Raw genomic sequence first — 24887 nt, forward strand, 5'->3', positions numbered from 1 at the left:
AACTTGAGGCCACGTGTACTTGTGTACACGAGTACGCTACTAGGTTCAAGCGGTTGGGATGAATTTGTCGAGGTGTGTCCGGCCTAGCGGGCCGGGAGCTCGTAGTAGAGCTCGAAGGCAGACGGGTTCATGATCGTGTCGCAGACCTCTACCGCTCGGTCCTTCGCGTGGGCTGTACGGAGGATCCGGAGGATCGACGCCCCGGTGGGCAGGCTCAGTGCGTTTAACTCACTGTTGGTGCCTGGGCGGACCGAGACCTCCTCGGTGAACCGCTGGAGCTTGTGTCCCTGCTCCTCGATCCGGGCATAGATGCCGCCAGGGCCGGGGTTCCACTCCTCGATCTGCGTTCCGCTCGCAACATCGAGGGGGATGTACGACGTTGCCACCTCGAGGGGATACCCCTCGGCGACGTAGCGACGGTGTCGGACAAACACCTCCTGGCCGGCGTGCAGGCCGAGCCGCTCCGCAGCGTCCGCAGGCGCAGGGCCGAGGCCGAGCTTCAACGGCTCTACCTCGTGCTTTAGACCGGCAGTCTCCATCTCGACATCGAAGGCGCTCTTCCCTTGACGGCGATGTCTGCGTGCGAACCTGTCTGATGCGAGCCGCCGGACAGGCGGGCGGCCGCGAACAAAGACTCCTCGACCATGCTCGGAGTAGGTCAGACCCTCGCTAGCGAGGACCGCCAAGGCACGTCGGGCGGTCACACGACTCACCGTGTACGCACTGACGAGCTCAGACTCGGAGGGCAGCCGGTCACCCGCACCGTACCGACCCTGCCGAATGCCATCACGGAGATGATCAGCGATCTGCTGGTAGACGGCGCGGTCACTCGTAGGATCGATGGTGCCGCTCACTTGTCTCCTCGTAGACTCGTGTACACCGTACTACGAGAGAGATGACATGAGCCACGGTCCACCACGCCACTCTGTGAGCGTTGCCGCTGTCGTTGTCGACCATGATCGCGTGCTGGTGATCAAACGAACGGACAACGGTCACTGGGAGCTGCCGGGAGGAGTCCTGGAGCTCGACGAATCCGTCGAGGATGGCGTCAGGCGAGAGGTGCTTGAGGAGACCGGCTACCGAGTAGAGCCCGAGCGGCTGACCGGCGTGTACAAGAACATGCCTCGTGGAATCGTCGCACTAGTCTTCCGAGCCCAACTCACCGGTGGCGAGGCGATGACCTCCGTGGAGACCGCACGTGTGGAGTGGTGGACGCCCGAGCAGGTCAAGGCGCAGATGGAGGAGGCCTATGCAGTCCGCATCCTGGATGCTCTTGAGAGTGGTCCACCGGCACTGCGAAGCCATGACGGGCACCGACTCCTAACGGCGTGAAAGTCACACTGGACGTTCTCACGACGGTCTGGACGTTCTCGCGACGGTCTGGACGTTCTCGCGACGGTGAGGACTGACGCCACGCGGCACAAGCGAGCTGCCGTTCCGGGGTTTCCGAGCCAGAAGCCGCAAGTTACTCCCAGGTACCCAGGCCTGCCGAAATCGGACGCGATGTGAACACGTCGAGCAACCGAATCAAGACCGTTCGTGACCGTGGTTTGTCAGACTATGTGCATGCTCGACGATCAGGGCATGGAGGCGACCATAGCGACCCTTGGCACCCGCGCGGCCAAGGCGAGGTTCGGCGTTGCCTACTTCCGGTCAATCTGCAGCCAGGCGGGCATCGGCTTCAACGAGACGTCGGTCGACGAGGACGCCCTTGCAATCGATGGAACAGTCGAGTTCGCAGCCGCCGCAGCCCGGATCCAGGTCAAGTGCACAGGGCAGTTCAAGATCAACGGCGGGAACACGGCAACCTGGCCCGTCGAGCCTGCATGGCGCGACAAGTGGACCTCCTCAAAGCTACCGGTGTACTTCGTTCTCCTCATCGTCGATCCGGACGACCAACGGTGCTGGCTAGACCACCGGCTCGACGGCACACTTCACCGAGCGGCAGCCTTCTGGGTTCGTGTGGACTCCTTGTCGGAGGGTCAAAATATCGTGGTGCCCAAACACCAGCGATTCACTGCGGAGACCCTCCGCCAGTGGGCGACTGACGTGGAGATGTGCTTCATGCCTACCATTCCGGAGGAAGGTCATGCCGGCTGACCTCGCGCGAACCCACGTAAGCGACCTGCGCGCCTACCTGCGGTTCATGGGCTGGGCTGAGCAGCCAGGCGGACCCGCTGGTGCTCTATGGACCAAGAACGGATCGCGCATTGGCGTCCCAAATGTGTCCGACCCTGACCTGATGTGCGGGGTGATAGAGCGGGTCGCAGCCGCTGAGCAGAAAACTGCATCCGCGGTTGCCCACTCGGTTTCGCACCTCCTGCACGACATCACGTACCTTCGGGCTGCGCATGAGTATCAAATTTCAGACACCATCCCCCTCGATACTGCCGAAACCATTGTCTCATCTGCTCGGACGATGCTCCGAGCCACCGCAACAACCGCCCGGGAAGAAACAGCCCACATAGGAAGGGGCTATTCTCGCATCGGGGATCAAGTCATTCGTAGAACGCTGATGGCGCACACTGAAAGCGGCTCATTCGTCATACCGATACTTGTTCCACTCAGCGAGCCACAAGGTTTCGATCAACACGAGCAAATGTCGATCGATGATGAGGTTGTAGTACCCCTTCACCGCACGCCACCCGAGCCATTTGAGCGTCGAATCGTTCGCACCTTTGCACAGTCGATGCACGCCGTTAATGAGCTCGTCGTCGAGCCGTCGCACATGCCAACGACCAACGACCTCCACGAGCTCGTCTACCGAGGAGTTAGCCGCGAATTCTGCGTAGCCTTGGCCGGCATACTTGAAGAACCTGCCGTCGCGCAATTCGAGACAAGGATCGACTGGGCGCCCGCCTTTCGGGCGCCACAAACCCTACCTCCGTCAGTTTCCATTGATGCCGGCGCATCGCGCCTCGTCCGAAGTACCGCAGACAAACTCCGGCGACAGGCGGTTAATCCGAAACAAGTGTTCTCCGGTCCAATCGTGCAGCTCAGACATGAGAAGTCCGACGATCCTTATGGGGAGATCGGCATTTCAACCGTACGGGACGGAAGGCCGCGAGAGATCGTGGTCCGCTTAACTTTGCCCGAATATCGGAAAGCTTGGGAATGGCACAACGAAGGTCGCGCAGTGATTGTCGAGGGCACTGTTCGTCACACTCCAGGTAGGCCACTTCGGGTGGACGACCCCCTTCGATGTCACCCATTAGACGAGATGCATATATCGAACACAGATGACTAGACCTAGACGGTTATCCGTGCGCGCCGTCGCATAAATACTCAGGCCGACCATATTCAAGAGAGTTCAAGCCGGGAGAGTATCACTTCGACTAATCGCTTGCCTAGGCAAGCTTCTAGTCCACCTAGGAATCGCGATCAATGGCTAATCCTTGCCAATGCGGTACTCCCAGCATGAACTGCAGAACGGGTCGTAGTCCTCCTGCTCTTGGCTTGCGACAAGCATGTATCGACCACAATCGCTACACGTACTTAACCGATCAGAAGAGGTGATTAGCTTACAACTGAAGCAAGCATATGCTTCGGTATCTCGCTCACTCCGAAGAACCATGCCACTGACGAACGCTTCCTGATCACATTCTGGGCATGTATATACGGGCCAGTACCCTCGGCCTTTGGCGGCGAGGTGTTGCGATCCGTTAAGGATGTTTCCCGCGTACTCGGAGGCAACCTCGTAGGGATCAACATCGCCCCAGTGTTTGTCGCAAAAGAAGCATGTGAAGTCGTTGTCGCTTAGCCAGAGCGCCATATTGGTGCACTGTGGACATGCGATCACCTCATCGGCACAACTTTCGAGGCGAGGGGTGATCCTCTCCCATCTGGCCTCGACAAGGGACTCGATGTTCTCCAGAGCGCCTTCGATCAGCTCGCGAACCTCCTTCAATATCTCCGTCTCATCATTCGGGGCGTCGGGGACCAGATGATCAACGACAAAGTGCAATAGCGAATCCAACGCCTGGCCTGCAATACTTTCTATGGCGTACTGGTTGCCCTCGAAGCCGAAATGCTGAAGCTTGTTTCGCTCCTTGCCGAGGCGCTTCAGATGGTCAATAGCCGACTTATCTAACTCAACAGAAGCCGTACCCCGAAGGCGAACTATTGTTTCATCGATCCCTACACTTTGGAAGTCACCCTGCCGTAGAGCGTCACGCTTCGCTGAGCCCGGGTCCCTGAACACGAGAGCCCAGTGCTCCCGCATTAGGCGTACCTTGAGCAAGACCTCCGCGGCGGCATGAAGGTGCAACACTGCATACTTCAGACTGGTAGGTTCCTCCGCATCCTCCAGGTGTCTAATGGCGCTCTGAAGAAAGTCCATGCCATTGGCCACCGGCTGAAATTCGAACCCACCAGACATTGGCGCACTCCCCTCAGCCAACAGCTCGCTAGCTGAACTCGAACTACCGGAGGCCCCCGCTCCTGGACTGTCTTCTTGGGAGCCCGTGCCCGCCGACACGAAGATCGTAACCGCCTTGATCGACTCCTGTGATGAGTTTCTCTACGTCTTCAAGGGCGGCCCCAACGGGCCGCCGCGCCCGCCCAACGGGGCCGGCCTACCCTCCGCGCCTTGACGGCGCCCGGTCGGCCGGCCCGGCTGGGCGCGAAGAAAGGGCCGCCAGAAGACTGACGACCCTCACAGCGTCGGCACCGTTCGTCGACGACCAGGCGGTGGCCGGGGCGGGTCGGAGGCTTTAGCCACCTCGCTTGGTCCGGGTCCCGAAGGCCGGGGGCCCCACGGTGGGCGGTAACGGTCGGGCAGCGAGCTGCCCACCGCGCCGGGCAAGGCTACGGGCCCCCGACCTCCCGGACCAAGCCAGGACACCGGCCAAACCCTCCGACCCTCGAGCGACCCGCGCCGTCTCCGCCGATCTGGCCACTCATTCCTGCGGCTGATGCCGGATCGGTTCGGTGCGGGTCTCCTGGGTGTCAATGTCGGTGGTGCTGTTGCCTACCTCGGTACGCGGATCGAGGTCTTGCGAAGGACCGTAAGCCGCGTCGAGGGTCAAGATGTCATGCGGTCGGAGTCGCTCGTCGAGGATGCTCACGACCTTCACGAGGTCGTGACAGGCCATGTCGATCTCCTCGCGAGCGGCGTTGCGCTCCGTCACCGCGACAGCGAGGAAGAGCGTGGTCGCAGCGATCGCCGCGACGAACGCCTGGGCCGTGACGAGCGCGGACTGTGGGTCGCCTCCGTCGAACGGACCTGCCCCTTGCAGGGCGGCGTACACCGTGACAACTGAGGCGGCGACAACACAGGGCGCGGCCCCGTAGAGCTGGAAGCGCCACGCCGCCCAGATCAGCAGCGGGAAGACCAGGAAGAGGCCCTGCCTGCCCTCTCCAGTGGTGACTACCCACGTCACGCCCACCGTGCACAGAACCAGGCCCAACGCCTCGACAAGGCGCCAAAGGGAAATAGTCGGACGCCGCGCCACGCCGCGGAGTACAAGGAGGAACGGGGTGATGACCAAGACGCCGAGCCCCGTCCCAAGCCAACTCCGAGCGACCAGGACCCAATACTCACCGGTCGACTCCACGCCGGCCAGTACCAAAACCCCACTGCGAATGGCCGAGCCCACCGCCATCCCGGCCACCGCACCACACAGCACCAGAGCCAACGCGTCTCGCACCCGGGCCAGATCGCTCTTGAATCCAGCCCGACGCAGGAGGACGTAGGCAACCAAGGTTCCGACCGTAGTTCCGACCGCGAACCCCGCCGCGACCAGTGGACCGTGGCCCACCAACTGAACGGCCGTCAGGAAGGAGCCCAACGCCACGCCCGGCCACACCCGCACGCCCAGAATCAGGACTGCCGCCAGCGCCAGCCCGCTCGACGGCCACACCAACCTAGCCTGGCCCGACGCGCCGAGCTGCTGGACTACACCAGGGAACGCCGTCAGGAAGTAAGCCACCATCGTGGCAAGGATCGCCAGCCCGGTCGTGAGGCGACGCCGACGGGAAGGCTGGCCTGCCGTCATGCACGCGAGCCTACGCTCGTCCGCCCGATCCCTGCAGCAGCAGGTCAGACGGCGCACCACCGATCGCCCGGAGCCGTTCTCCTTACCCTGCTGTACCTTAACGCCACTTCCGCCCACCCAGGCACACAGTTCACCACATACGTCGACAAGGTTCGCTCGCTGCACCGACGTGGTGGTCTCAATTCTTGACTCGATTCCCGCTCGTACAGTCCCGTTCAAGAGCCACACGAGCAATGCCGCCCACGCCTGCAGAAGATGTCCCAACCACTTCGAAACAGCCTCCGCGCTGCCTCGTAATGCGCAGGTGGGCCAGACAGCATCCGGATCGCGTCGGAGGCGGGTAGGTGTCACAGATCTGTCACAAGGACCTGCACGAACGTCCGTACGGCCGTGGACGCTCACGGACTCGAATCCCTTACAGATAAGGGAACCTGCATCGGTGTGTACCCTCCAGCATGATCATTAAGGGACTTGTAATCGGGCGGTTAGGGGTTCAAGTCCCCTCGCTGGCTCCACCTCTGACCTGGGCAAACGTAAGGGGCGGCCCATCGCGGACCGCCCCGTGACCCCAGCAGTTGACCCCAACGTCACCCGTCAGCGTCCTCGAACAGGTAGTCCAGGCGGTCAACGGCACCGCGCTGGACTCGCTCGGTGACCTCGACATAGATCAGCTTCGTGATCGTGGGCGAGCTGTGCCCGAGCACGTCCTGGATGTTCTCGATCGGGCTCGTCACCGAGCACGGCGGCGAGGTCGTCGAGCAGCGCCGAGCGTGGAAGTCGCTGCGTACGGGCCGGTTCGTTGTGACCGTCCCCCTGCCTAACACCAACCGCTCCGGAAGCCGTCGGGCGCTAGGCATGCGGCCCTGGTGACAAGGGACATGCGGTCACTGTCACAGCTGTCACTCTGTCACTCAACCTCCTTTGACCTGCGGAGACGCGAGTGACAGAGGAGTGACAGTCGTCAGGTTCCTGTTCTTCCCACACTCTCTCTATGTCACTGCGTCACTTTGGCCTCGCCTGACGAGGCTGAAACATTGGGGTGTGCATCGCCCAACGGCGGCTACGACCCACCGGTGTCGACTCCGGTCCCCGCGCTCGTCATCCGATCAAGATTGGGTGGCGCCGGTCTAGTCGTTTCGGCTGGAGCCGAAGTGTCTTGAACGAAAGGCACCAGACACGCAAGGCTTCGCTGTCATGACCTCTCGGGAATGCTTTTCGATGCGGGCCCGCGAGTGGCAGGGTTCTATGAGGGTGGGATCGCCATGACAGTCTATTACGACTGGAGAGCGCTGGAGGAGTATGCGGAGGTGCTTGAGGCGTACGACCGAGATGTTGACTTCATCAAGGACTATTTGAATCGCTATGTCTTTAGCGAAAGCGGTCTTGTCACACATGAACCGACTCTGTGGCATGCCAGCCGGATGCTCCAAGACGTTGCGAGAAGCCAAACGCTAACTCGCCTCAGCCACATGTCCAGGTTAGGCGAGGGAAGCTCGAAAGGGCTCCATAGCGCCGCGAAGTTCTACAAGCAAACGGAGAGAGAGCAGGCGGAGGTTCTCGAGCGCACCTACGACACAGAAGACTTGCTTCCGGGCCCTCCGACAAACCACGCTAATGAGGACGAGCCATATCAACGGTTCTTCGTCTCTTCGATCTCATATGATGTCCTTCGTCTTGAAAGGAAGGATCGCGGGGACGACCTCGGCATTCACCTCCACAAACTTCAGGAGGAGATAGGTTGGTGGGCGGATCTCCCCAGCCCGACCGCTTGGGCGCGAAAGTTTTGCAAGTGGGCGACAAGCGACTGGCCAGGTGGCGGCATTGATCCAGTTGAGGAACTCGTTAAGTTCTTCTGGGCTGACTGGGATGCGTGGATTGAAGCGACAAAGGCGTGGCGGCGTGTCGGCGCTGCCGTCGAAGCCATGCGCCACGACCAGTTGATGCAGTATCTACACCTCGAGGACTATTGGAACGGTAAAGCGCATGCCGCGGCCGTGGCGTACTTCAGGGATTTCGCTGCCGCCCACAAAGTTGAGGAGGACTACTACGACTATATGTTCAAGTCCTACCGAGCCTATGCTGAGTTTGTATTCGCATATGGGCAACTCGTGCTCGACGCGGCGACTCTTTGCATCGACACGATCATCACCATGGGTGTGGCTACCGCAGCGAGGGCGGCAGCGGGGGGAGCACCAGCGGTGCTCAGCAAGATATGGAGCGTGATCGAGAAATTCGCTCTCTTCCTCACCGCGATTAAGCAAGATGTCGAGAGCTTCGGCGCAGGGCAGGGCGATGCTCCGCCATGCAAGCTGGCGGCGATCAGAGCGCCATATGACCACCCTGAGAAGGATTGGTAGGGGTACGATTCATGCCGGATCTAGAGGCCCTACGCCTGCAGCTGAACGACCTGAGGGAAACCGCGCGCACAGTGAGGGAGGAACTGCTCGGGCCGGCAAGGGAATCCAGCGATCCAGTTGTGCGAGAAATCGCTGAGGAGATGCTCTCTGAGCGTATGACCGCAAGGGACATCGTGACGAACTCGTTCTATGGCGAGTTTCTCCGTCAGAAAGCTGAGGAAGTTGAGGATGCGCAGGATCCTGAGGACAAGAACGACCCTCAGACCGATGCTGCGGAGGGCGCAGACAAGCCCAGTCCGGAAGAGTCGGCGCCAGTCGATGTGCGCGGTCTCTTCAGTTAACGACCCGGAATCCCGCTGTGGCAGGCAGTGTGGGCGGTGCAAGGATCGGTAGCGCGCCTCGGCAACATTGAAGGCAGTCACCACCCGCGCGTCGGGCAAGAGCAGGGCCGTGTTCAACCAGCAGGTCAAGAACAAGCGACTCGCCTCGCTCGGCTACCAGTGGGCATGCTCCGCCCTCACCGTCTCCCCAGGCGAGCGCCCTAGCCCACTACCGCCGACAACGCGACCGAGGCGACCGCCATGCCGCAGCAGCCCGACACCACATGTTCAGCCGAATGCTCGGCATGTTCCACCACTGCCTGGCCACCGGCCAGCACTCCCACGAACAGTGCGCATTCGTGACATGAGGGATGCCCCCGAAAGGATGTTTCAGCCGGCGGGTACCGGCAGGGGACGTGGAGCAGCAAGGTGAGCAGCAACGCCGACGAACTCGGGCGGACCCGGCCGGACCAGTACGACAGCGGAAGCGCCCGGCTGGTGGCACGCGGACGGATACGAACACCCACGGAACGGCCAGGCCCCGTCTCGCAATGCGTAGGTCAGGTCCGCCGCGGTTGCGCGCTTGTGACCCCAGTGTGACCCCAATGACCGTCACCAGTAGCTCATGTTGTGCACGCGAGATAATCCACTAAGAGAGCGTGATTCGCCCGCACGAAATCAGCTCGCCCGGTCCTTGTAATCGGGAGGTTAGGGGTTCGATTCCCCTCGCTGGCTCCAACGTTTCCGCAGGTCAGGGGGTGTGACGGCCGCGCCGAAGGTTGTACTCCCTCGAATGTGTCACAGACCTGTCACATCCTCGAGCAGTACGGCCGCGTTGTGCAGCGCCTCGTCCTGGGAGTGGACGTAGGTCCGCATCGTGAAGGCGGAGTCGGCGTGACCCAGCCACGCGGCGATCACGGCGATCGGAACGCCTTGGAGATGCATCAGCGTCCCGCAGGTGTGCCGCGCGTCGTGGAGCCGGATCTTACGAACCTTGGCGGCGCCAACCACGGTCGACCAGCGATCGGACAGCGTGTCGGGGATGCAGCGCCTCCCCGATCTCGTTCACCGCGACATAGCCGGATTCGCGGTACGCCCTGCCAACCGCCAACTGTTCGGCCCGCTGGCGCCACTTGGCCCGCTTCAACACCTTGATCAACTCGGGTGTCAGAGGCAGCGTGCGAGTGCTGCGCTTCGACTTCGGAGACGAGGCAACCGCCTGCCCGTCCACCGACACCCGCGACTCCTCCACCACGAGCGTGCCCGCCGTCAGATCGACACTCGACCACCGCAGACCCGCGATCTCTCCCCGCCGAAGACCATGCAGCGCCAGATGCCACGCATGCTCCAGCCGATCCCGACGGGCCGCCCGCAGCAGCTTCCTGACCTCCGCGACGGTGTAGGCCGTGTCTCCTAAACCCTGGCGGTAGTTGAGGATGGCGGCGGCGAGGGTGAGTCCGCCGAGGTAGGTGATGGCGTACTTGTCGTAGCGGGTGGCGATGCCGCGCCATTGCTTGAGTCGGTTGAAGCCTCGTTCGGCGGTGTTGCGCCACTTGTAGATCAGGTGGTCGAAGCTGGCGGGTCTGCCGCCTGCTGAGCCCTTGGCCTTGCGGCGGCCGAGTTGGTCGATCCGTTCGGGGATGGTGTGCGGGATCTTCAACGCCCGCAGGTGTGACCGCGTGGATGGATGGGAGTACGCCTTGTCGGCCAGCAGCCGGAACGGTCGGCGGTCATAGAGCCGGTGCCTGGTCAGCAGCGGCGCCAGCATCGGGTTGTCGCCGGCTTGGCCGGGACTGAGCAGCAGCGTGATCGGTCGGCAGTCGGCGTCGACCAGCGCGTGGACCTTGGTGGTGAACCCGCCCCGAGACCGCCCCAAGCCATGATCATCAGGCTCGGTCGGCAGATTCTTGTAACTCGACTCAGCCCCTTTTTAGGCCGGGGGCGCCGGCGGCGTGCTGATGGGCTCGCACGCTGGTCGAGTCCGCGCTCAACAGCCGCCTCATGTCCTTCGCACCCGCCGCATCCGGGCACGCGAGGCGGACCGCAGCAAAGATCCGGTCGTAGGTTCCGTCGGCAGACCACCGTCGGTGCCGCTTCCACACCGATTGCCACGGCCCGAACTCCGCTGGCAGGTCACGCCACGGACAGCCGGTCCGGAACCGCCAGCAGATTCCCTCCAACATCAACCGGTGGTCATTCCATGGACGCCCCTGACGCCCAGCCCCACAAGGAAGAACCGGCTCGATCACAGACCACAAACCATCGTCGATCACACCCGAACGGATCATGAAACCAATACTGGCCGACCACACACCACATCTTTAGGGGACACGCCCTAGGTCTGCATCTCCATGGAGGCCGACGCGTGATGCTCCGTGGCTTCCATGGCCGCCGAGGCCGGTCGTCAGCCCGTTTCAGGCTGCCAGCCTGCAGTTGGTCGACCAGCTCTTCGATGTGTCGGCGGCTCGCCGGTCCCCGCACCCATGTAGTCCCGTCTGCGTGCCGCCACGCGACAGCGGAGTGTGTATAGAGAAGCGTTGCGCAATATACACACCACTGCTGGCTTTGAGATCTCGCGAGTGAATGAGGGGTCATGGCCCGGCGAAACATCAGCATCCCGGACGAGTTGGACGAACGGCTGGACCGGCAGCGCGACCGCATCAACGCTTCCCGTGTCTGCGCCATCGCCTTGGAGAGAGAGCTTGACATGATCGAAGAGCAAACCCGCCCGCTGCAGGTGGACGAGTCGCAGCTGGAGCACCTCGTCGAACGACTGCGGCACCAGCAAAACGACCGGGACAAGTGGTTCGGCCGAGGCCGTAGCGACGGACAAGCCTGGACCCAGCAGACCGCCACCCTGGAAGACCTCCGAGGGTTCGACGAGCGCTGGTCCGCGCTGGAACACATGACGGTCTCCGACTTCGATCCCGAAGCCCTCGAGGGTTGGATCGACAGCATGATGCCCAAGGAGTTCCGATCCAACGAACTCCGCAACCAGCCACCCGCACTTCAAGGTGCATACATCTTCGGTTGGTACGAGGGTGTGAAGAACCTCTGGCGAGCCGCACGGACGCGCCTGTAGCGAGCGACGGACAGTCCTCGCCCAAGGCACGGTCGCTCCGGAGGAACGAGCCCGCGGTTGGATCGGGCGGCGGCCGGTTCGAGCCGGGCCGGGCCCGCGGGCATGCCTCGATGACGTCGGGGCATCCCCATAACCTTTCCGCAAGAGTCGACAGATATCAGACGTTGGCGGTCATGGCCGGATGTTGGACCGGGGTGGCCTGACGCCTCTTAGGCTGGGCCAGTGGAAGAGGGTGAGCCCGGGCCCCGTGCGAGCTTGATGGAGAAGTTGCGCCGCGAGCATTTGCCAGAAGGTTGCACGAGCAAGCCAGACGACAGGTAATCCACTCGCACGAGTTGCAGCGCACCGGAATCGAGATCTGTCGGACCGCCGCCATTTGGATAGTGGCAACTGCCCGCATCGGTCGCAACCGTCGCCACTCCGACGGAAAGCGGGACCTTCCCGCTGAGATGCGCGACCTCGTAGCCGACATACGCAGTCTCCTCGACAATCGTGCTCGTGGCGTTCAAGGTTCAACAGCCGGACGTGGCACTGACGTGCGCCCGAACGGCTTCACCAGCCATCAAAGGCCCTCCCCTACCGGGAGCAGTCCACAGTCAGGTACGCCGGAACCGATGGGTGCCCCCCGCACGAAGTCCCACTCGTAATACCTCGCTCGCCCCGGGCCACGGCGTGCCCCCAACGACCTGCAACACCGGGCGACCGTGCGCACCCGGTCGACGACCTCCGGGGAGCGGACGAGCAGGCCGCGATCGAGTTGCGCGCCTCAAGTCCCTCGCAGGCTCAACAGCCCAGGTCGCAGGCGCCATGCCGAAGGCCATCAAGATCATCTCCCCGCCTTACCCCCGTCTTGGGCGGCAGTTGCAGCGTTGCGATGCACCGGGACAGCCGCCCTGTGTGGGAACGGTAGCGGCGTCGCCGTCAACGGGATCTCAGTCGACGGCCGGGTCGGGCATGAACATGCGGACGTCCTGCGCACAGCGGCTGGCGACCGCGATCTTCGCGGCCCACTCCAGGGCCGCCTCCCGGGTGGGCACGTTGACGACGGTGAAGCCGCCGAGGGGTTTCCTGGTCTTCGGGCGCGGGCCGTCGGTGACCGTCCCGTCGGTGGCCGCCGTGCCGACCCACGCCGGCGTACTGCCGTCCTCCGGGCTGTAGTCCAGCCCGCCCGCGCAGACGTACACGCCGGCGTCCTTGGCCTCCTCGATCACCGCGTGGGAGGTCTCGCCCACATCGGGCCAGTCCTCCTCGGTGAAGTGGTCCATCGCACCGTTGTCGAACGAGATCAGGTACCGCGCCTTCTCGTCGCGGCCTTGCTTCGGCAAGAACGCACGGACGTTCTGCGCACAGCGGCAGCCGGCCGCGACCTTCGCGGCCCAGTCCAGGGCCGCGTCCCGGGAGGGTACGTCGACGATGGTGATGCCGCCGAGGAGTTCCTTGCTCTCCGGGTACGGGCCGTCGGTGACCATCCCGTCAGTGGCGACTACGACGGGCTTCACGTCGTAGTCCAGCCCGCCGGCGAAGACGAACACGCCCGCGTCCCTGGCCTCCTCACGGACGGAATGTGCGGCCTTGGCCACATCGGGCAGGTCCTCGTCCGGGAAGTCCATCGCGCCGTCTTCGAACGAGATCAGATACCGCGCCATCTCACGACTCCTTGTCTCCGCGGCCTCCTCCGGCCGCGTCTCATTCCTACTACGAATGCCCCGCGCCGGATCCGACAGGCTGACGGCAAAGAATCAAGCCTTCTTCGTTCTGCCGGGCAGGGTGCTGAGCTCGCCGCCGTTGGCGAGGGGATCGCGCCGTTGATGTAGCTGCTTGCGGGACTGGCGAGGAAGGCGACGATCGCGGCGATCTCGCGGGCTCGCCCGCGCGGTGGTGGACAACACGAGGGACATGAGCGCGAACGTCACGCCGGTCACGATCGGCCCAGACCGCAAAAGCAGACGGTCTCCAGTCTGAAGTGCCGATGGCCCGGACGAGGCAGCGGTACACCTGTACCGTCCACGCATGCTGACACTGGCCCCCTTGGCACTGATCCTCATCGGCGTCGCCCTACTCGCCGGCAAGGCTCTCCCGCGACGAGTGCCTACCTGGCTCCTGGTCGCGGGCGCTTGGGTGGCTCCGAGCGCGCGCTCGGATATCGAAGACGAACGGCCCCACATTCGGTCGGTAGCCAAGCCAGTGGGCCGGCCGATCGTAATCAGCGCAAGGGCCGGCCGAAACGTGTCGGCGTCATCGGGCGGGAGATGCGTCGGCCTCACTGGTCCTTCTTCGCGACGAACTCGCGGAATGCAGAGAATGCTCGTGCCCCATAGACGGTGCCTGGTCCACCGTTCATCAAGATCGTCACCCCGATCGCCTCGGCGGCCTCTTGCTCTGACGCGCCCCGCTCGACGGCGGCGTGTGCATGAGCCGCAATGCAGCCGTCGCATTCCTTGCTCACCGCGATGGCCAAGGCGATCAGTTCCTTGGTCTTGGCGTCTAATGCACCGGCTGCAAGCGCACCGTCGTGCAGTTGCTTGTATCCGGCATATACCTGCGGGATGGCCCGCCGCAGCTCACGGGTGAGCTCGCGCAGTTCCTCCCGCACGTGCGTACCGTAATCCGTGGTCATTCCATTTCACCTGCTGTCCGTAGCATCTCGACTGCGCCGGCCGGAGATTCCATCCTATGGACGGCCTGGTTCGGGCCTGGCGATGTGAGTAATCCGCGAGGTTGTGCCAAGTCAGGATGAGTCCGCAGCTGGACTTCGCAGGTTTCCGCCATACCGGTCGGGCCTCGGATTCTCGACGTGGCCCGTTATCTCGTGGCCATCTTCAGGTCTAGCCGTGTGGAGTCACGATGAGTTGGCCAACGACCAGCGCGGCGACAAGGAGAACGAGATAGGCGAACCAGCGGCGTAGCTGGTGTGCCGGCAGTCGGGTGGCGACGCGGGCCGCTGTAAGTGATCCGACGACCGCGGTTCCGGTGAATGCGGCGGCGAGTGTGTAGTCGAGTGCGGCGTGTCCGGTGTAGGCAAGGAAGCCGGCAGCCGCGTTGATGACGATGACGACCAGGGAGGTGCCGATCGCGACCGTCATGGGCAGGCCCAGCAGGAGTACCAGTGCGGGGACGATGACGAACCCGCCTCCGACGCCGAACAGTCCGGTCAGGAAGCCGACGCCAGCGCCGGCACCGATGGCTTTGGGCAGGCAGCTGCGCCAGTTGACGCCGCCGCCGGGGAGGGCGCAGTCGCCGCCGATCTCGGGCTGCTCGCGCAGCATGCGGAGTCCGGCGGCGACCATGAGGGCGGCGAACCCGAGCAGCACGATCTGAGGTGGGACGAGGCGGTTGACGGCGGCGCCAGCGAACGCGGCGCCGGCCCCGGAGGTCCCGAAGACCGCCGCGATCCGCCACTGCACCTGGTGGGCGCGTAGGCGGGGAAAGACGCCGGTCAGGGCGGAGATCCCGACGACGAGGAGGGACGTGGGGATGGCGGTACGAAGTGGCATGCCGACGCCGTACACCAACGCGGGGACCGCCAGGATGGACCCGCCCCCGCCGAGCAGGCCGAGCAGAACACCGATGGGGAGGCCGAGCAGGCAAATGAGAGGCCCGGCAAGAGCCTCAACCGGCCTGAGTCCGGCGCCCGGTGAGTGGGAGGCCCTCGGCCTCCCACTGCTCCAGGCCTCCGGTCATGTTGTGGACGGTGAAACCGGCACGCGAGAGGTAGGCCGCGACCAGTCCGCTCCGGCGGCCGCTGCGACACACCGCGACCACCGGGCGACCACGGTCGATCTGGTCGAGCCGGTCGGGAACACTGTCCATCGGGATGTGTGCAGAGCCCTCGATGTGACCGGCGTCCCATTCGTCTTTCTCGCGGACGTCGAGGAACTGGAGCTCCTCGCGACGGTCAAATGCGGTACGTGGATCCATCGGGTCTCCAGGGTCGGGTTCGTGTCGGGACTTCTAGGCCAGGGACAGGAACAACCGCTCCAGCTCGGCCTCGTCCACGTGCCGGGTGCCGTCGACCACGCACTGCCGCAACCCGGTCGCGATGATCTTGAAGCCGGCGCGGTCCAGGGCTCTGGCCGCTGCAGCGAGCTGGGTTACCACGTCTGCGCAGTCACGACCCTCCTCGATCATGCGAATGATCCCGCCGACCTGGCCCTGTACTCGCTTCAGTCGGGCGACGACATCTCCGAGCTGGTTCGGATCCATGTTCATGTCCACTCCTTCATGGTACCCCGGGGGGTATAGCGTCGACACTAGCAGGAACATTCCGCTGCGGGCCACATCTGCCACCTCGGAGCGGGGCCCTCGAATTCGGCAGGTGGACCCCCTATGCGCCTAGGCACCTGACCGCGTCCTCCGAACCTCCGCGACTCCCATGGACCTTCCCGACCGTTCGCCGAGCTGTCATCATCACGGCGTGAGCCCGCCTCGACAGGTATCGCCATGGGCAGTAGGCGGTGTCGTCGCCATGGTCGTCATCGGCGGCACCATCTGGAAGGACATGAGCACCCCAGACTTGCCTGACCTGCACGATCGCGAGGTCGTCAGGGAACGACTCAGCAAGGTCGATGGGATCAGGCCCGTCCTGCCGGTGACCCTCCCGCTCGGGTACGACGTCGCTCGTGACTACGACCACGAGTACAGCAGTGATGACGCCGACTCGATGACGTTCGACGAGGCCACCGCGCCGGCCACGTCCTGGTCGGTCTTCTTCTTCCCCAAGGAAGGCGCATCCAGGGACGGACTTCCTGTCGTCATCTTCTGCGTGCAAGCTCCCGACATCAGGGACAGGTTCTGCCCCGAGCAGGTCGACGCGACGCACCTGCAGCGGCAGCTTGGGCAGACAACTGTCACCATCTCTCGAGCAAGCCCTGGCCGCCGCGACATGGCGGCATGGAGCGCGGTCGAACTCACCACAGACCTCGACGAGGTGACCTGGCTGCAATAGGCCTCGCCCTGGGGGCCCAGAAGCGCCTGGCCGGCCTCGACGCAACCCGGCCGAGCGCGCGGCACCAGGGCCCCGACCGGGACGGGCGTCAGGTCCGCGGCGCCGCGCGGGCCGCAGGCCGTCGGTAACCGCTGGGTGTGGTTCCGAACGCACGGCGAAACACGTCGATGAAGGCACTCGGTGACGACCACCCGCAGCGGTGGGCAACGGACGTCACGGATCCGCCCTCGGCCAGCAGTTCGAGGGCGTGGTGCAGCCGCAGCCGGGTGCGCCACTGCGGGAAGGTCATGCCGAGCTCGGCGTGGAACAGGCGGGAGAGCGTGCGCTCGCTGGCGCCGACATCACGGCCGAGGGCGGCGAGGGTACGGCTGTCGGCCGGGTCGCGGGCCAGGATCCCGCACACGTCGCGCAGCAGCAGCGACGTCGGGGCTGGCAGGTGGCCGTGCGCGGGTGGCGCGGACCGCACCTGGTCCACGAGCACAGCGACAAGTCGTCGGCGACGCGGCGTGTCGGCCTCGGCGACCCGGGTGCACTCGAGGATCAGCTCCCGCAGCAGCGGCGTGACGCTGCGGAGCACCGGTTCGGTGAGGCCGGTGGTCGCGGTGGTCGCGGGCACGCCGACGAGGTGGAGCTCGAGCTCGCCGTGGGCGGCGTGCGCGTGAGCGACCCCGGAGGGCACCCAGATCACGCTGGTCGGCGTGGCGATCCACGAGCCCCGGTCGGTGGTGATGGTCAGCACGCCGCTGGCGGGGTAGACCACCTGGTGGTCGCTGTGCCGGTGGGTGTCGATGCTGTCGCCACGGTCGAGCCAGCGGATGCTCGTGGGCGCGATCGGCTGGATCCGTACGTCGATCATGCCGGTGCGATCACCCCCGGCGTCCATGGCGGGATATCGACAACAGTCGACAGTTTATCGGAAGTACGCAGGGCAGCGCGGGCTGCAGACTTCTCGCGTGCGTCAAGACCGGAGCATGCTCTTCCTCACCATCGGCCATGGCTGCGTTGACGTCTACCAGGGCGCGCTCGCGGCGCTCGTGCCGCTCTTCGTCGCCGAGCGGGCGTACTCCTACGCGGCAGTGTCGGGCTTCGTGCTGGCCACGTCGTTGCTCTCCTCTCTGACCCAGCCGCTTTTCGGTTTCGTGGCCGACCGCTACCCGCTGCGCTGGCTGCTGCCGGTGAGCACCCTGGTCGCCGGAGTCGGGATCGCGCTGTCCGGGGTGGTCGGTGACTACCTGGTGACGGTGCTCCTGGTGGCGCTGTCGGGCGTGGGGGTCGCCGCGTATCACCCGGAGTCCGCCCGGGTCGCGCGGCTCGTGAGCCGGGGCAGTCACCGGGCCATGGGATGGTTCGTGCTCGGCGGCAACGTCGGCTTCGCCGCGGCACCACTGCTGGTCGGTCTGGTCGCAGCGCTGGGCGGCCTGCGGTACACACCCATCCTCCTGGTCCCGGCGGTGGTCGGGAGCGTGCTCTACCTGCTGGCGGCCCCGGCGGCGCCGGAGCCAGGCCCGACCACGAGCAGGCAGGTCGCCGGCATCGACGACTGGCCGGCGATGGTGAGGCTGGCCGCGGTGGTGGTCTGCCGGTCCATCGTCTTCGTAGGTCTCGGTACGTTCCTCGCGCTGCACGTGGCGCAGCGCACTGGCGGCGGCACCGCGGCGGGCATCGCAGCCCTCGCCGTGCTGTACGTCGGAGGCGCCGTCGGCACCGTGGCCGGCGGCCGACTGGCCGAGCGTTGGCACCGCGTCGATGTGGCCAGGTGGGCGTACGCCGTCGCCGTCGTCGGTGTGAGCGGGATCGTCGTCGTACCGGGGCTCGCGATCTATCCGTTCGTCATCGTCACGGCGATCGCTCTCTACGTGCCGTTCTCCCTGCAGACGACCCTGGCGCAGGACTACCTGCCGAGCAGGATCGGCACCGCGAGCGGCATCACGCTCGGGCTCACCGTCAGTGCCGGCGGCCTGACCAGCCCGCTGGTCGGCGTGCTCGCCGACCACACGTCGCTCCAGGCCGCCCTGGTGCCCCTGGTCGCGATGCCGGCACTGGCGTGGCTGCTGCTGCGGAGGCTGTCGGAGCCGACGGACGCCGTCGGTCTCACGCCCGGAAGGCGGTCGATGCAAAGCCCCGGGTCGCCGCCCGGCTCGGGCTGACGGTCGGCGGCAAAGGCCGTCCGGGTGGAGACCCGTTGCAGGAGCCATCCGCTCACCGTGCACGTTCAAGGGCGGTTGGGGTAAGGGCACTGTGAACCATTCGGTACAAAAAGCTCCGGCTCAGGAATAGCCGGCGGTGCGAGATGACTTCTCTCCACGAAGGCCGGGAGGAGGTCGGGGCATGCTCCACGGCAGGGCGGACGAGCAGGCGCGACTGACGTCGGTGCTGGAGGCTGCCCTCGACGGCACCAGCGGCGTCGTCGTGCTCCGGGGTGAGGTGGGCATCGGCAAGACCGCGCTGCTCGACTGGCTCGCCGGCACGGAGGCGGCACGCGACTTCCGGGTAGTCCGGATCGCCGGCGTCGAGGCGGAGGCCACGCTCGGCCTCGCCGGCCTGTCCCAGCTGGCGTGGCTGCTGCGGGAGCAGCTGACCACGCTGGCACCACGGCACGCAGCGGTGCTCCGCGCGGCGTACGGCGACGGCGCGGCGGACCACAGTGACCGGTTCGCGGCCGGGCTCGCCGTCCTGCACCTCCTGGCACAGGCAGCCGACGACCGGCCGCTGCTGTGTCTGGTGGACGACACCCACTGGCTCGACGACGCGAGTGCGCAGGCGCTCGGGTTCGCGGCCCGTCGGCTCGCCGGGGAGCGGCTGGTGCTGGTGCTCGCGACCCGCGGCGCCGCACCGGCGATCCCGACTGCGACCACGCTGGATCTTGGCCGACTCGCGCCGGACCAGGCTGCCCACCTCCTCACCGACCGCGGTCTGCCGCAGACCGCTCAGCCGCCGATCATCGCCGCCGCCGAGGGCAATCCCCTCGCGATCCTGGAGATCGCCGCCCACGAAATCCCCGCTGCTCACGACGGCACACCGCTGCCCGTGGCCGATCGGGTCGCCGCACGATTCCGCGAGCAGCTGGTCGGACTCCCGTCACAGGCGCGGCTGCTCGCCTTGATCGCGGCGGCCGACGGCGGCCGGAGCACCGTGACGGTCGCGGCCGCTGCCGCGGCTCTCGGCGCCGATCTCGCCGACCTCGCGTCCGCCGAGCGGGCGGGACTGGTCCAGGCGACCGGCGAGCAGGTCCGGTTCCGCCACCCGCTGCTGACGACCGTGATCTACCAGGACGCTCCCGCCGCGCAGCGCGCCGAGGTGCATCGCGCACTCGCCGGTGTCACCGACGATCCGGCACGACGCGCGCAGCACCTCGCCGCCGGCACGCTGGTGCCCGACGAACCGATTGCGAAGGAGGTCAGCGCCGCGGGCAGCCGCCTCGCCGGCTGCGGGGCCCCGGCGGCCGGGTCTCGACTGCTCGCGCGGGCCGCCGAGCTGACGACCGACGTCAGTCTGCGCGCGGAGCGACTGCTCGCCGCAGCCGACGCCGCGCTCGCCGGTGGCGACGCCGCTGCGGCCACCGCGCTCGCCGAGCGCGCCGAGCCGGTCACCACCGACGATGTCACCCGACGGCTCCGGATCCTAGGTACGGCCGAGTTCGAGCGTGGTCATCCGGGACGCGCGGCCCGCCTGCTGCTCGACGGAGCGGCCGTCGCCGCAGACGACGTGGCGTTCGGCCTGTACGCCACCGCGGCGTCGTACGGCTGGTTCGCGACCGACCCGTCGCCGGTGACGGCCGCCGCCGAGCAGCTGCAGGCCCGTGGCCACGAGGACTGCAAGGTCTCCGGCTTCGCCGACCTCGTGGCCGGCAGTTACGAGGCCGGCCTGCGCCACCTGACCGCGGCGGTCGCCTGCGCCCGGTCGTCGGGCGCGACCGCAGATCCGGACGTGCTGTTGCACGGCGCGTACGCCGCCATCGTGCTCGGTGACGACGACGCGGTGCTCGAGCTGACGGCCGCGGGCATCGAGCAGGCGCGCGACCGCGGCGACCTCGGCCGGCTGCCGCGACTGCTCCACGCCAGGTCGTCGGCGGAGTTCCGGGCCGGACGGATGCGGGACGCGAAGGTCTCCGCGACCGAGGCGCTGACGCTGGCCCGTGACGCCGGCCTGCCCACTCGCGCCTCGTCGGCCGAGGTGGCGCTCGCGTGGCCGGCCGCCGTCGAGGGCGACGAGGCGCGGTTGCGCGCGTTGACCAGCCGGCTCGACGACACCGGGCGGGTCTCGGCCGCCTGCGCGCTCAGCCTGAGCGACCTCGGCCACGGACGCGTCGATCAGGCACTGCGGCGACTAGAGGCGGCGAGGAGCGCGCCGGGTCACCACGTCACGGTGCTGATGGCGTCGACGGGTGACCTGGTGGAGGCGGCGGTCCGGCTCGGCGTACCGAAACGGGCCGAGCACCCTCTGGCCCAGTTCGAGCAGTGGGCCGCGGCCGGTGGTCAGCCGTGGGCGCGGGCGGTCGCGGCACGCTCTCGGGCACTGCTCGACCCGAGCGACGAGGCGTTCGAGGCGGCGCTGGCGGCGCACGCGCTCGGCGGCCGGCCGCTCGAGCGGGCCCGCACCGAGCTCGCCTACGGCAGCTGGCTGCGCCGCAACCGGGGCGCGACCGCAGCCCGCGACCAGCTGCGCGCAGCGGAGGAGGGGTTCACGCGGCTCGGTGCCGGGCCGTGGCTCGAGCTGACCCGGGCGGAGCTGCGGGCGGCCGGCGCCCGGATCCGCCCGGCGACCGCCACCGCGGTCGACGGGGTCGACCGGCTCACCGCCCAGGAGCTGCAGGTGGTGCGGCTCGCCGCGCAGGGGCTGGCCAGCCGCGAGATCGGGGAGCGTCTGTTCCTGAGCCGCCGCACGGTGGAGTACCACCTCTACAAGGCCTACCCGAAGCTCGGCATCAGCTCCCGACGCGAGCTGGCGGCGGTCGATCTCCAGTAGCGGCGGTCGATCTCCAGTAGCCGTTACTGAAGCCGGCCGGTAATCCACATCCCTAGCGTCGTCACCGACGACGAAGGGACGTGCGATGAGCGAGCAGAAGCAGCCAGTGAGCGTGGTCGGTCTCGGTGACATGGGCGCCGCCCTGGCGTTGGCCTTCGTGGACGCCGGGCACCCGACCACGGTCTGGAACCGGACTATGGAGAAGGCGGACCGGCTGGTCCAGATGGGCGCGACGGCGGCGCCGAGCCTGGTGGCCGCCGCGAGCGCGAGTCCCCTGGTGGTCGTCAACGTCACCGGCGGTGAGGTGGCCCGCGGGCTGCTGGAGCGGGCCGGCGACGCCCTTGCGTACAGCGACGTGGTCAACCTCTCCGACGGCACCGCCGGCGACGCTCGGCGTACGGCCGCGTGGGCGGCGGCCCACGGCGTCGGCTACGTGCACGGCCAGATCGAGACCATCCCGGCCGGCATCGGCGAGCCGAGCAGCGTGATCGTGTACGGCGGGTCGGCGGAGGTCTACGAGCGTCACCGGACCACCCTCGACGTGCTCGCGGGCAATGGCCGGCTGGTCTCCGGCGACCCCGGCACGGCGGCGCTCTTCGGCATGGGCATCCACTCAGTGATGTGGGGCCTGCTCAACGGCTTCGTGCATGCCTCCGGAATGCTCACCGCCGAGGGTGTCGAGGTCGGCACCTTCCTGGCGGGCGCCGACGTCCAGCTGCGCCAGCTGCACGACTTTCTCGGCGTGCTTGCCGCCGAGATCGACAAGGGCGAGTACGCCGTGCCGACCAGCGGTCTCGCCACGCACCTGCCGTCGATCGAGGACCTGCTCCGGCAGGGCGAGGACGTCGGCCTCGACAACGAGCTGGTCGAGGTCACCCGGCGCTGGGTCGCCCGCGCCGTCGGAGACGGCCACGGCGCCGACAACTACTCCCGGCTCGTCGACTACGTGCGCGCCGGCTGACGACAACCACGAAACCACAAGGAGCAGATCCATGACCCAGACCCGACTCGCGGTGATCTACTACAGCTCGACCGGCAGCGTGCACCGGCTCGCTGAGCGCGCCGCCGAGACCGCAGCCAACGCCGGTGCCGAGGTGCGGCTGCGGCGCGCCGCGGAGCTCGCCCCGCAGCAGGTGATCGACCGCGTGCCGGCATGGGCCGCGCACGCCGCGGCGACCACCGACATCGAGGTGGCGACGCCCGACGACGCGGCGTGGGCCGACGCGGTGCTGTTCGGCACGCCGGTCCGGTTCGGCAACGTTGCTTCCCAGCTCAAGCAGTACATCGACACCCTCGGCGGGCTGTGGGCCGAGGGTCGGCTGGCCGACAAGGTCTACGCCGGCTTCTCCTCCGCCGGCACCGGCGGCACCGAGGCCACCCTGCTCGCGCTGTACAACTGCGTACACCACATGGGCGGCGTCCTGGTGCCGCCCGGCTACACCGACCCGATCAAGTTCGTCGACGGCAACCCGTACGGCGCCGCCAATCTCAGCGGCGCCGACGGCAGCGAGCTCCCGGGCAAGGTGGAGCTGACTGCAGTGGACCACCTGACCGAGCGGGTGCTGCGGTTCGCCCGGCTGGTCCGGCGGCCGGCGGCATGAGCGGCGCAGTGCCCGACGCGGCCGCGTTGGCCGACCTCCGGTTGACGATCGCACCGGAGGCGGCCGCGCCGGCCGCGGTGCTGGAGCCGCTGGTCGCCTACGCCCGCGGCCATGCGACCGGCGACCCCGCCCACTTCCGCCGAGCCTTCCGGCCGACCGCTCACGTGGAGGGCATCCGGGAACACGGCTTCGCATCGTGGCGGCTCGACGACTACTGCGGCCTCTTCCTCGGCGCCCCCGCCGCCGACGAGGCCGACCGTCGGCGGCGGCTCGACGTCGTACGTGTGACCGGGACCGTCGCCACCGCGGCCATGACCCTGCACCACGGCCCCGACGTCTTCACCGACATGTTCGTGCTCGTGGCCGAGGACGGCGAGTGGCGGATCGCCAACAAGGTCTACCACCGCGGCACCTCCACGCCGAGTCAGCGATGAAGCCGGCGGTGGTGGCCAGCAGGGCCGGTGCGCCGCCGGCGGTCGCCGCCCTGGTGCTGGTTGCCCTCAGCGCGCCGATGTCACTCGGCGTCTCGGGGCCGGTGCTGGTGCTGGACCGGATCGACGGCCACGCGGGGCTGATCGTCACCGCGTTCGGCGCCGGCACCTCGATCGGAACCGCGATCGCCGGTGCCGCGCTCGGCCGCTTGGGACCGCGCGGCGTGGTGGCGACCTGTGCGTCCCTGCTCGCTCTCGGAGCGGCTCTGACGCTGACCGGTCCGAATGTGCCGGTGCTGGCACTCGCCGCGCTCCTGCAGTCCCTCGGCGCCGCGGGGTTCACAGTTCTCGCCACCAGCCTCGCCCGTTCGGCGGTGCAGGTGGGTGCCATCACCGGCGGGCTGGCGGTGGTCGGCTCCTCGGGTCCACTGGTCGGGCAGGCGGTGGCCGACCTGACGTCGTGGCGCGTGACGCTCGCGCTTCCGGTGCTCGCGCTGCTCGGCATGCCTGCCCTGCTGCGGGCGCTCGGACCGAGCTTTCGGCCAGCGGTCCGACCCTGGGATCCGCTCGGCATCGCGCTCGTCGCCGGCGTCGTGACGGCCGTGGCGATGATGCCCGTCCACCTCGTCCTCGCCGGCCCGGCAGCGCTGGTGATCGCCGCGCTGGCGTTCAGGTACGTCGGCGCCCGGCCCCGCCGCTTCCCGCCGCCAGGTCTGCTGCGGGCCGGCCGCTTCTGGCTCCTTTGTGGTCTCAGCCTGACGCTGGCCTCGACGAACTTCGGCCTGCTCTACCTCTCACCCGCCCTGCTCGCCGACCAGGGCGTGTCCGCCGCCGCGACCGGCATGGTCATCCTGTGGCCCTACCTGGCGGGCGGCTCGCTGTCGTGGGCCGTCGTACCCCTCGGTGCGCGGTTGCCGACCGCCTGGCTGACGGTGCTGCTGCCGGCGACGGCAATCGTCGGCGCCGTCACCGCCTCGCTTGCGCCGGCCACGGCCGTGGTGCTGGTCGGACTCGGGCTCTGCTCGCTCGCCGCGGTCTCGGGCCAGGGCATGCTGATCCACCGCGCCTCGGCGTTCGTCCCAGAGACTGCGCGCGATGCAGCCATCGGGTTCTTCACCAGCTGCTACCTGCTCGGCATCGCCGTCGGACCGGCGGTGGCCGCCGGCGTCTCTGCCTGACCCGGGCGACGC

25 protein-coding genes and 2 pseudogenes are annotated in these 24887 nt (G+C 66.8%); 12 read left to right on the forward strand and 15 right to left on the reverse strand.

Annotated elements, in window-relative coordinates:
- Positions 1-83 precede the first annotated feature (83 nt).
- Together ABN034_RS21395 and ABN034_RS34495 are read right to left on the reverse strand one after the other, a co-directional pair.
- Positions 84-539 carry a GntR family transcriptional regulator gene (locus ABN034_RS21395; protein WP_349692771.1) on the reverse strand — a complete coding sequence of 152 codons (456 nt, stop codon included), beginning with the start codon at positions 537-539 and terminating at the stop codon, positions 84-86.
- 99 nt (positions 540-638) lie between these two features.
- Positions 639-854: pseudogene (locus tag ABN034_RS34495) on the reverse strand (GntR family transcriptional regulator); the annotation flags it as partial.
- Between the two features lie 46 nt (positions 855-900).
- Here ABN034_RS34495 and ABN034_RS21400 point away from each other — a divergent pair.
- Both ABN034_RS21400 and ABN034_RS21405 read left to right on the forward strand, forming a co-directional pair.
- A complete protein-coding gene (locus ABN034_RS21400) occupies positions 901-1332 on the forward strand; it encodes an NUDIX hydrolase (protein ID WP_349692892.1) in 432 nt (143 codons plus the stop codon).
- A 234-nt stretch (positions 1333-1566) separates the two neighbouring features.
- Positions 1567-2100 (forward strand): DUF4365 domain-containing protein, encoded by a 534-nt coding sequence (locus tag ABN034_RS21405; protein ID WP_349692772.1) that lies wholly within the window; start codon positions 1567-1569, stop codon positions 2098-2100.
- Between the two features lie 436 nt (positions 2101-2536).
- On the opposite strand, the gene ABN034_RS21410 is transcribed toward ABN034_RS21405, so the two are convergent.
- From ABN034_RS21410 to ABN034_RS21425, 4 genes are all read right to left on the reverse strand, one after another.
- The gene (locus ABN034_RS21410; protein WP_349692773.1) at positions 2537-2875 is read right to left on the reverse strand and encodes a hypothetical protein; all 339 of its coding nucleotides are present in this window, start codon (positions 2873-2875) and stop codon (positions 2537-2539) included.
- A gap of 513 nt (positions 2876-3388) precedes the next feature.
- On the reverse strand, positions 3389-4378 hold the full coding sequence (locus ABN034_RS21415) for a hypothetical protein (protein ID WP_349692774.1): 990 nt from the start codon (positions 4376-4378) through the stop codon (positions 3389-3391).
- A gap of 520 nt (positions 4379-4898) precedes the next feature.
- Entirely contained in the window at positions 4899-5996 is a 1098-nt protein-coding gene (locus ABN034_RS21420; RefSeq protein WP_349692775.1) for an MASE1 domain-containing protein, read from the reverse strand.
- A 587-nt stretch (positions 5997-6583) separates the two neighbouring features.
- Positions 6584-6853: a hypothetical protein gene (locus ABN034_RS21425; protein ID WP_349692776.1), complete on the reverse strand. Its 270-nt coding sequence runs from the start codon at positions 6851-6853 to the stop codon at positions 6584-6586.
- 405 nt (positions 6854-7258) lie between these two features.
- Between ABN034_RS21425 and ABN034_RS21430 the strand changes: the two genes are divergently transcribed.
- Complete coding sequence (locus ABN034_RS21430) at positions 7259-8353, forward strand: hypothetical protein (RefSeq protein ID WP_349692777.1); 1095 nt, start codon at positions 7259-7261, stop codon at positions 8351-8353.
- Positions 8354-8364: 11 nt separating this feature from the next.
- Positions 8365-8694, forward strand: a complete 330-nt coding sequence (locus tag ABN034_RS21435; protein ID WP_349692778.1) for a hypothetical protein — start codon at positions 8365-8367, stop codon at positions 8692-8694.
- Between the two features lie 777 nt (positions 8695-9471).
- Here the strand turns inward: ABN034_RS21435 and ABN034_RS21440 are convergent.
- Positions 9472-9684, reverse strand: coding sequence for a tyrosine-type recombinase/integrase (locus ABN034_RS21440; protein ID WP_349692779.1), 213 nt, complete (start codon positions 9682-9684; stop codon positions 9472-9474).
- Positions 9685-10078: 394 nt separating this feature from the next.
- A pseudogene (locus ABN034_RS21445) lies at positions 10079-10961 on the reverse strand (IS5 family transposase); the annotation flags it as partial.
- A gap of 305 nt (positions 10962-11266) precedes the next feature.
- Between ABN034_RS21445 and ABN034_RS21450 the strand changes: the two are divergent.
- Positions 11267-11755: a hypothetical protein gene (locus ABN034_RS21450; RefSeq protein WP_349692780.1), complete on the forward strand. Its 489-nt coding sequence runs from the start codon at positions 11267-11269 to the stop codon at positions 11753-11755.
- A 932-nt stretch (positions 11756-12687) separates the two neighbouring features.
- Here ABN034_RS21450 and ABN034_RS21455 read toward each other — a convergent pair.
- The 6 genes from ABN034_RS21455 to ABN034_RS21480 all read right to left on the reverse strand — a co-directional run bounded on the left by ABN034_RS21455 (position 12688) and on the right by ABN034_RS21480 (position 15964).
- A complete protein-coding gene (locus tag ABN034_RS21455) occupies positions 12688-13401 on the reverse strand; it encodes a YciI family protein (protein WP_349692781.1) in 714 nt (237 codons plus the stop codon).
- 93 nt (positions 13402-13494) lie between these two features.
- Positions 13495-13668: a hypothetical protein gene (locus ABN034_RS21460; RefSeq protein WP_349692782.1), complete on the reverse strand. Its 174-nt coding sequence runs from the start codon at positions 13666-13668 to the stop codon at positions 13495-13497.
- A gap of 347 nt (positions 13669-14015) precedes the next feature.
- Positions 14016-14372, reverse strand: coding sequence for a carboxymuconolactone decarboxylase family protein (locus ABN034_RS21465; RefSeq protein WP_349692783.1), 357 nt, complete (start codon positions 14370-14372; stop codon positions 14016-14018).
- A gap of 208 nt (positions 14373-14580) precedes the next feature.
- Positions 14581-15345 (reverse strand): sulfite exporter TauE/SafE family protein, encoded by a 765-nt coding sequence (locus ABN034_RS21470; RefSeq protein ID WP_349692893.1) that lies wholly within the window; start codon positions 15343-15345, stop codon positions 14581-14583.
- A gap of 19 nt (positions 15346-15364) precedes the next feature.
- Positions 15365-15673, reverse strand: a complete 309-nt coding sequence (locus ABN034_RS21475) for a rhodanese-like domain-containing protein (RefSeq protein ID WP_349692784.1) — start codon at positions 15671-15673, stop codon at positions 15365-15367.
- A 33-nt stretch (positions 15674-15706) separates the two neighbouring features.
- On the reverse strand, positions 15707-15964 hold the full coding sequence (locus tag ABN034_RS21480; RefSeq protein ID WP_349332202.1) for a metal-sensitive transcriptional regulator: 258 nt from the start codon (positions 15962-15964) through the stop codon (positions 15707-15709).
- A 205-nt stretch (positions 15965-16169) separates the two neighbouring features.
- Between ABN034_RS21480 and ABN034_RS21485 the strand changes: the two genes are divergently transcribed.
- A complete protein-coding gene (locus ABN034_RS21485) occupies positions 16170-16700 on the forward strand; it encodes a hypothetical protein (protein WP_349692785.1) in 531 nt (176 codons plus the stop codon).
- Positions 16701-16788: 88 nt separating this feature from the next.
- Here ABN034_RS21485 and ABN034_RS21490 read toward each other — a convergent pair whose 3' ends face one another.
- Positions 16789-17556: a helix-turn-helix transcriptional regulator gene (locus ABN034_RS21490; RefSeq protein WP_349692786.1), complete on the reverse strand. Its 768-nt coding sequence runs from the start codon at positions 17554-17556 to the stop codon at positions 16789-16791.
- 97 nt (positions 17557-17653) lie between these two features.
- Here ABN034_RS21490 and ABN034_RS21495 point away from each other — a divergent pair, with 97 nt between their 5' ends.
- The 6 genes from ABN034_RS21495 to ABN034_RS21520 all read left to right on the forward strand — a co-directional run bounded on the left by ABN034_RS21495 (position 17654) and on the right by ABN034_RS21520 (position 24875).
- On the forward strand, positions 17654-18847 hold the full coding sequence (locus ABN034_RS21495) for an MFS transporter (protein WP_349692787.1): 1194 nt from the start codon (positions 17654-17656) through the stop codon (positions 18845-18847).
- 181 nt (positions 18848-19028) lie between these two features.
- Positions 19029-21665 carry an AAA family ATPase gene (locus ABN034_RS21500; RefSeq protein ID WP_349692788.1) on the forward strand — a complete coding sequence of 879 codons (2637 nt, stop codon included), beginning with the start codon at positions 19029-19031 and terminating at the stop codon, positions 21663-21665.
- 85 nt (positions 21666-21750) lie between these two features.
- Complete coding sequence (locus ABN034_RS21505; protein ID WP_349692789.1) at positions 21751-22626, forward strand: NAD(P)-dependent oxidoreductase; 876 nt, start codon at positions 21751-21753, stop codon at positions 22624-22626.
- Between the two features lie 31 nt (positions 22627-22657).
- Positions 22658-23266 (forward strand): NAD(P)H:quinone oxidoreductase, encoded by a 609-nt coding sequence (gene wrbA, locus ABN034_RS21510; protein ID WP_349692790.1) that lies wholly within the window; start codon positions 22658-22660, stop codon positions 23264-23266.
- A complete protein-coding gene (locus ABN034_RS21515) occupies positions 23263-23700 on the forward strand; it encodes a nuclear transport factor 2 family protein (RefSeq protein WP_349692791.1) in 438 nt (145 codons plus the stop codon). Before wrbA ends, ABN034_RS21515 begins: the two co-directional genes overlap by 4 nt.
- Complete coding sequence (locus tag ABN034_RS21520; RefSeq protein ID WP_349692792.1) at positions 23697-24875, forward strand: MFS transporter; 1179 nt, start codon at positions 23697-23699, stop codon at positions 24873-24875. Before ABN034_RS21515 ends, ABN034_RS21520 begins: the two co-directional genes overlap by 4 nt.
- The last annotated feature ends 12 nt before the right edge of the window (positions 24876-24887 follow it).

It is taken from the genome of Actinopolymorpha sp. B11F2 (genome assembly GCF_040195635.1).
GTDB lineage: Bacteria > Actinomycetota > Actinomycetes > Propionibacteriales > Actinopolymorphaceae > Thermasporomyces.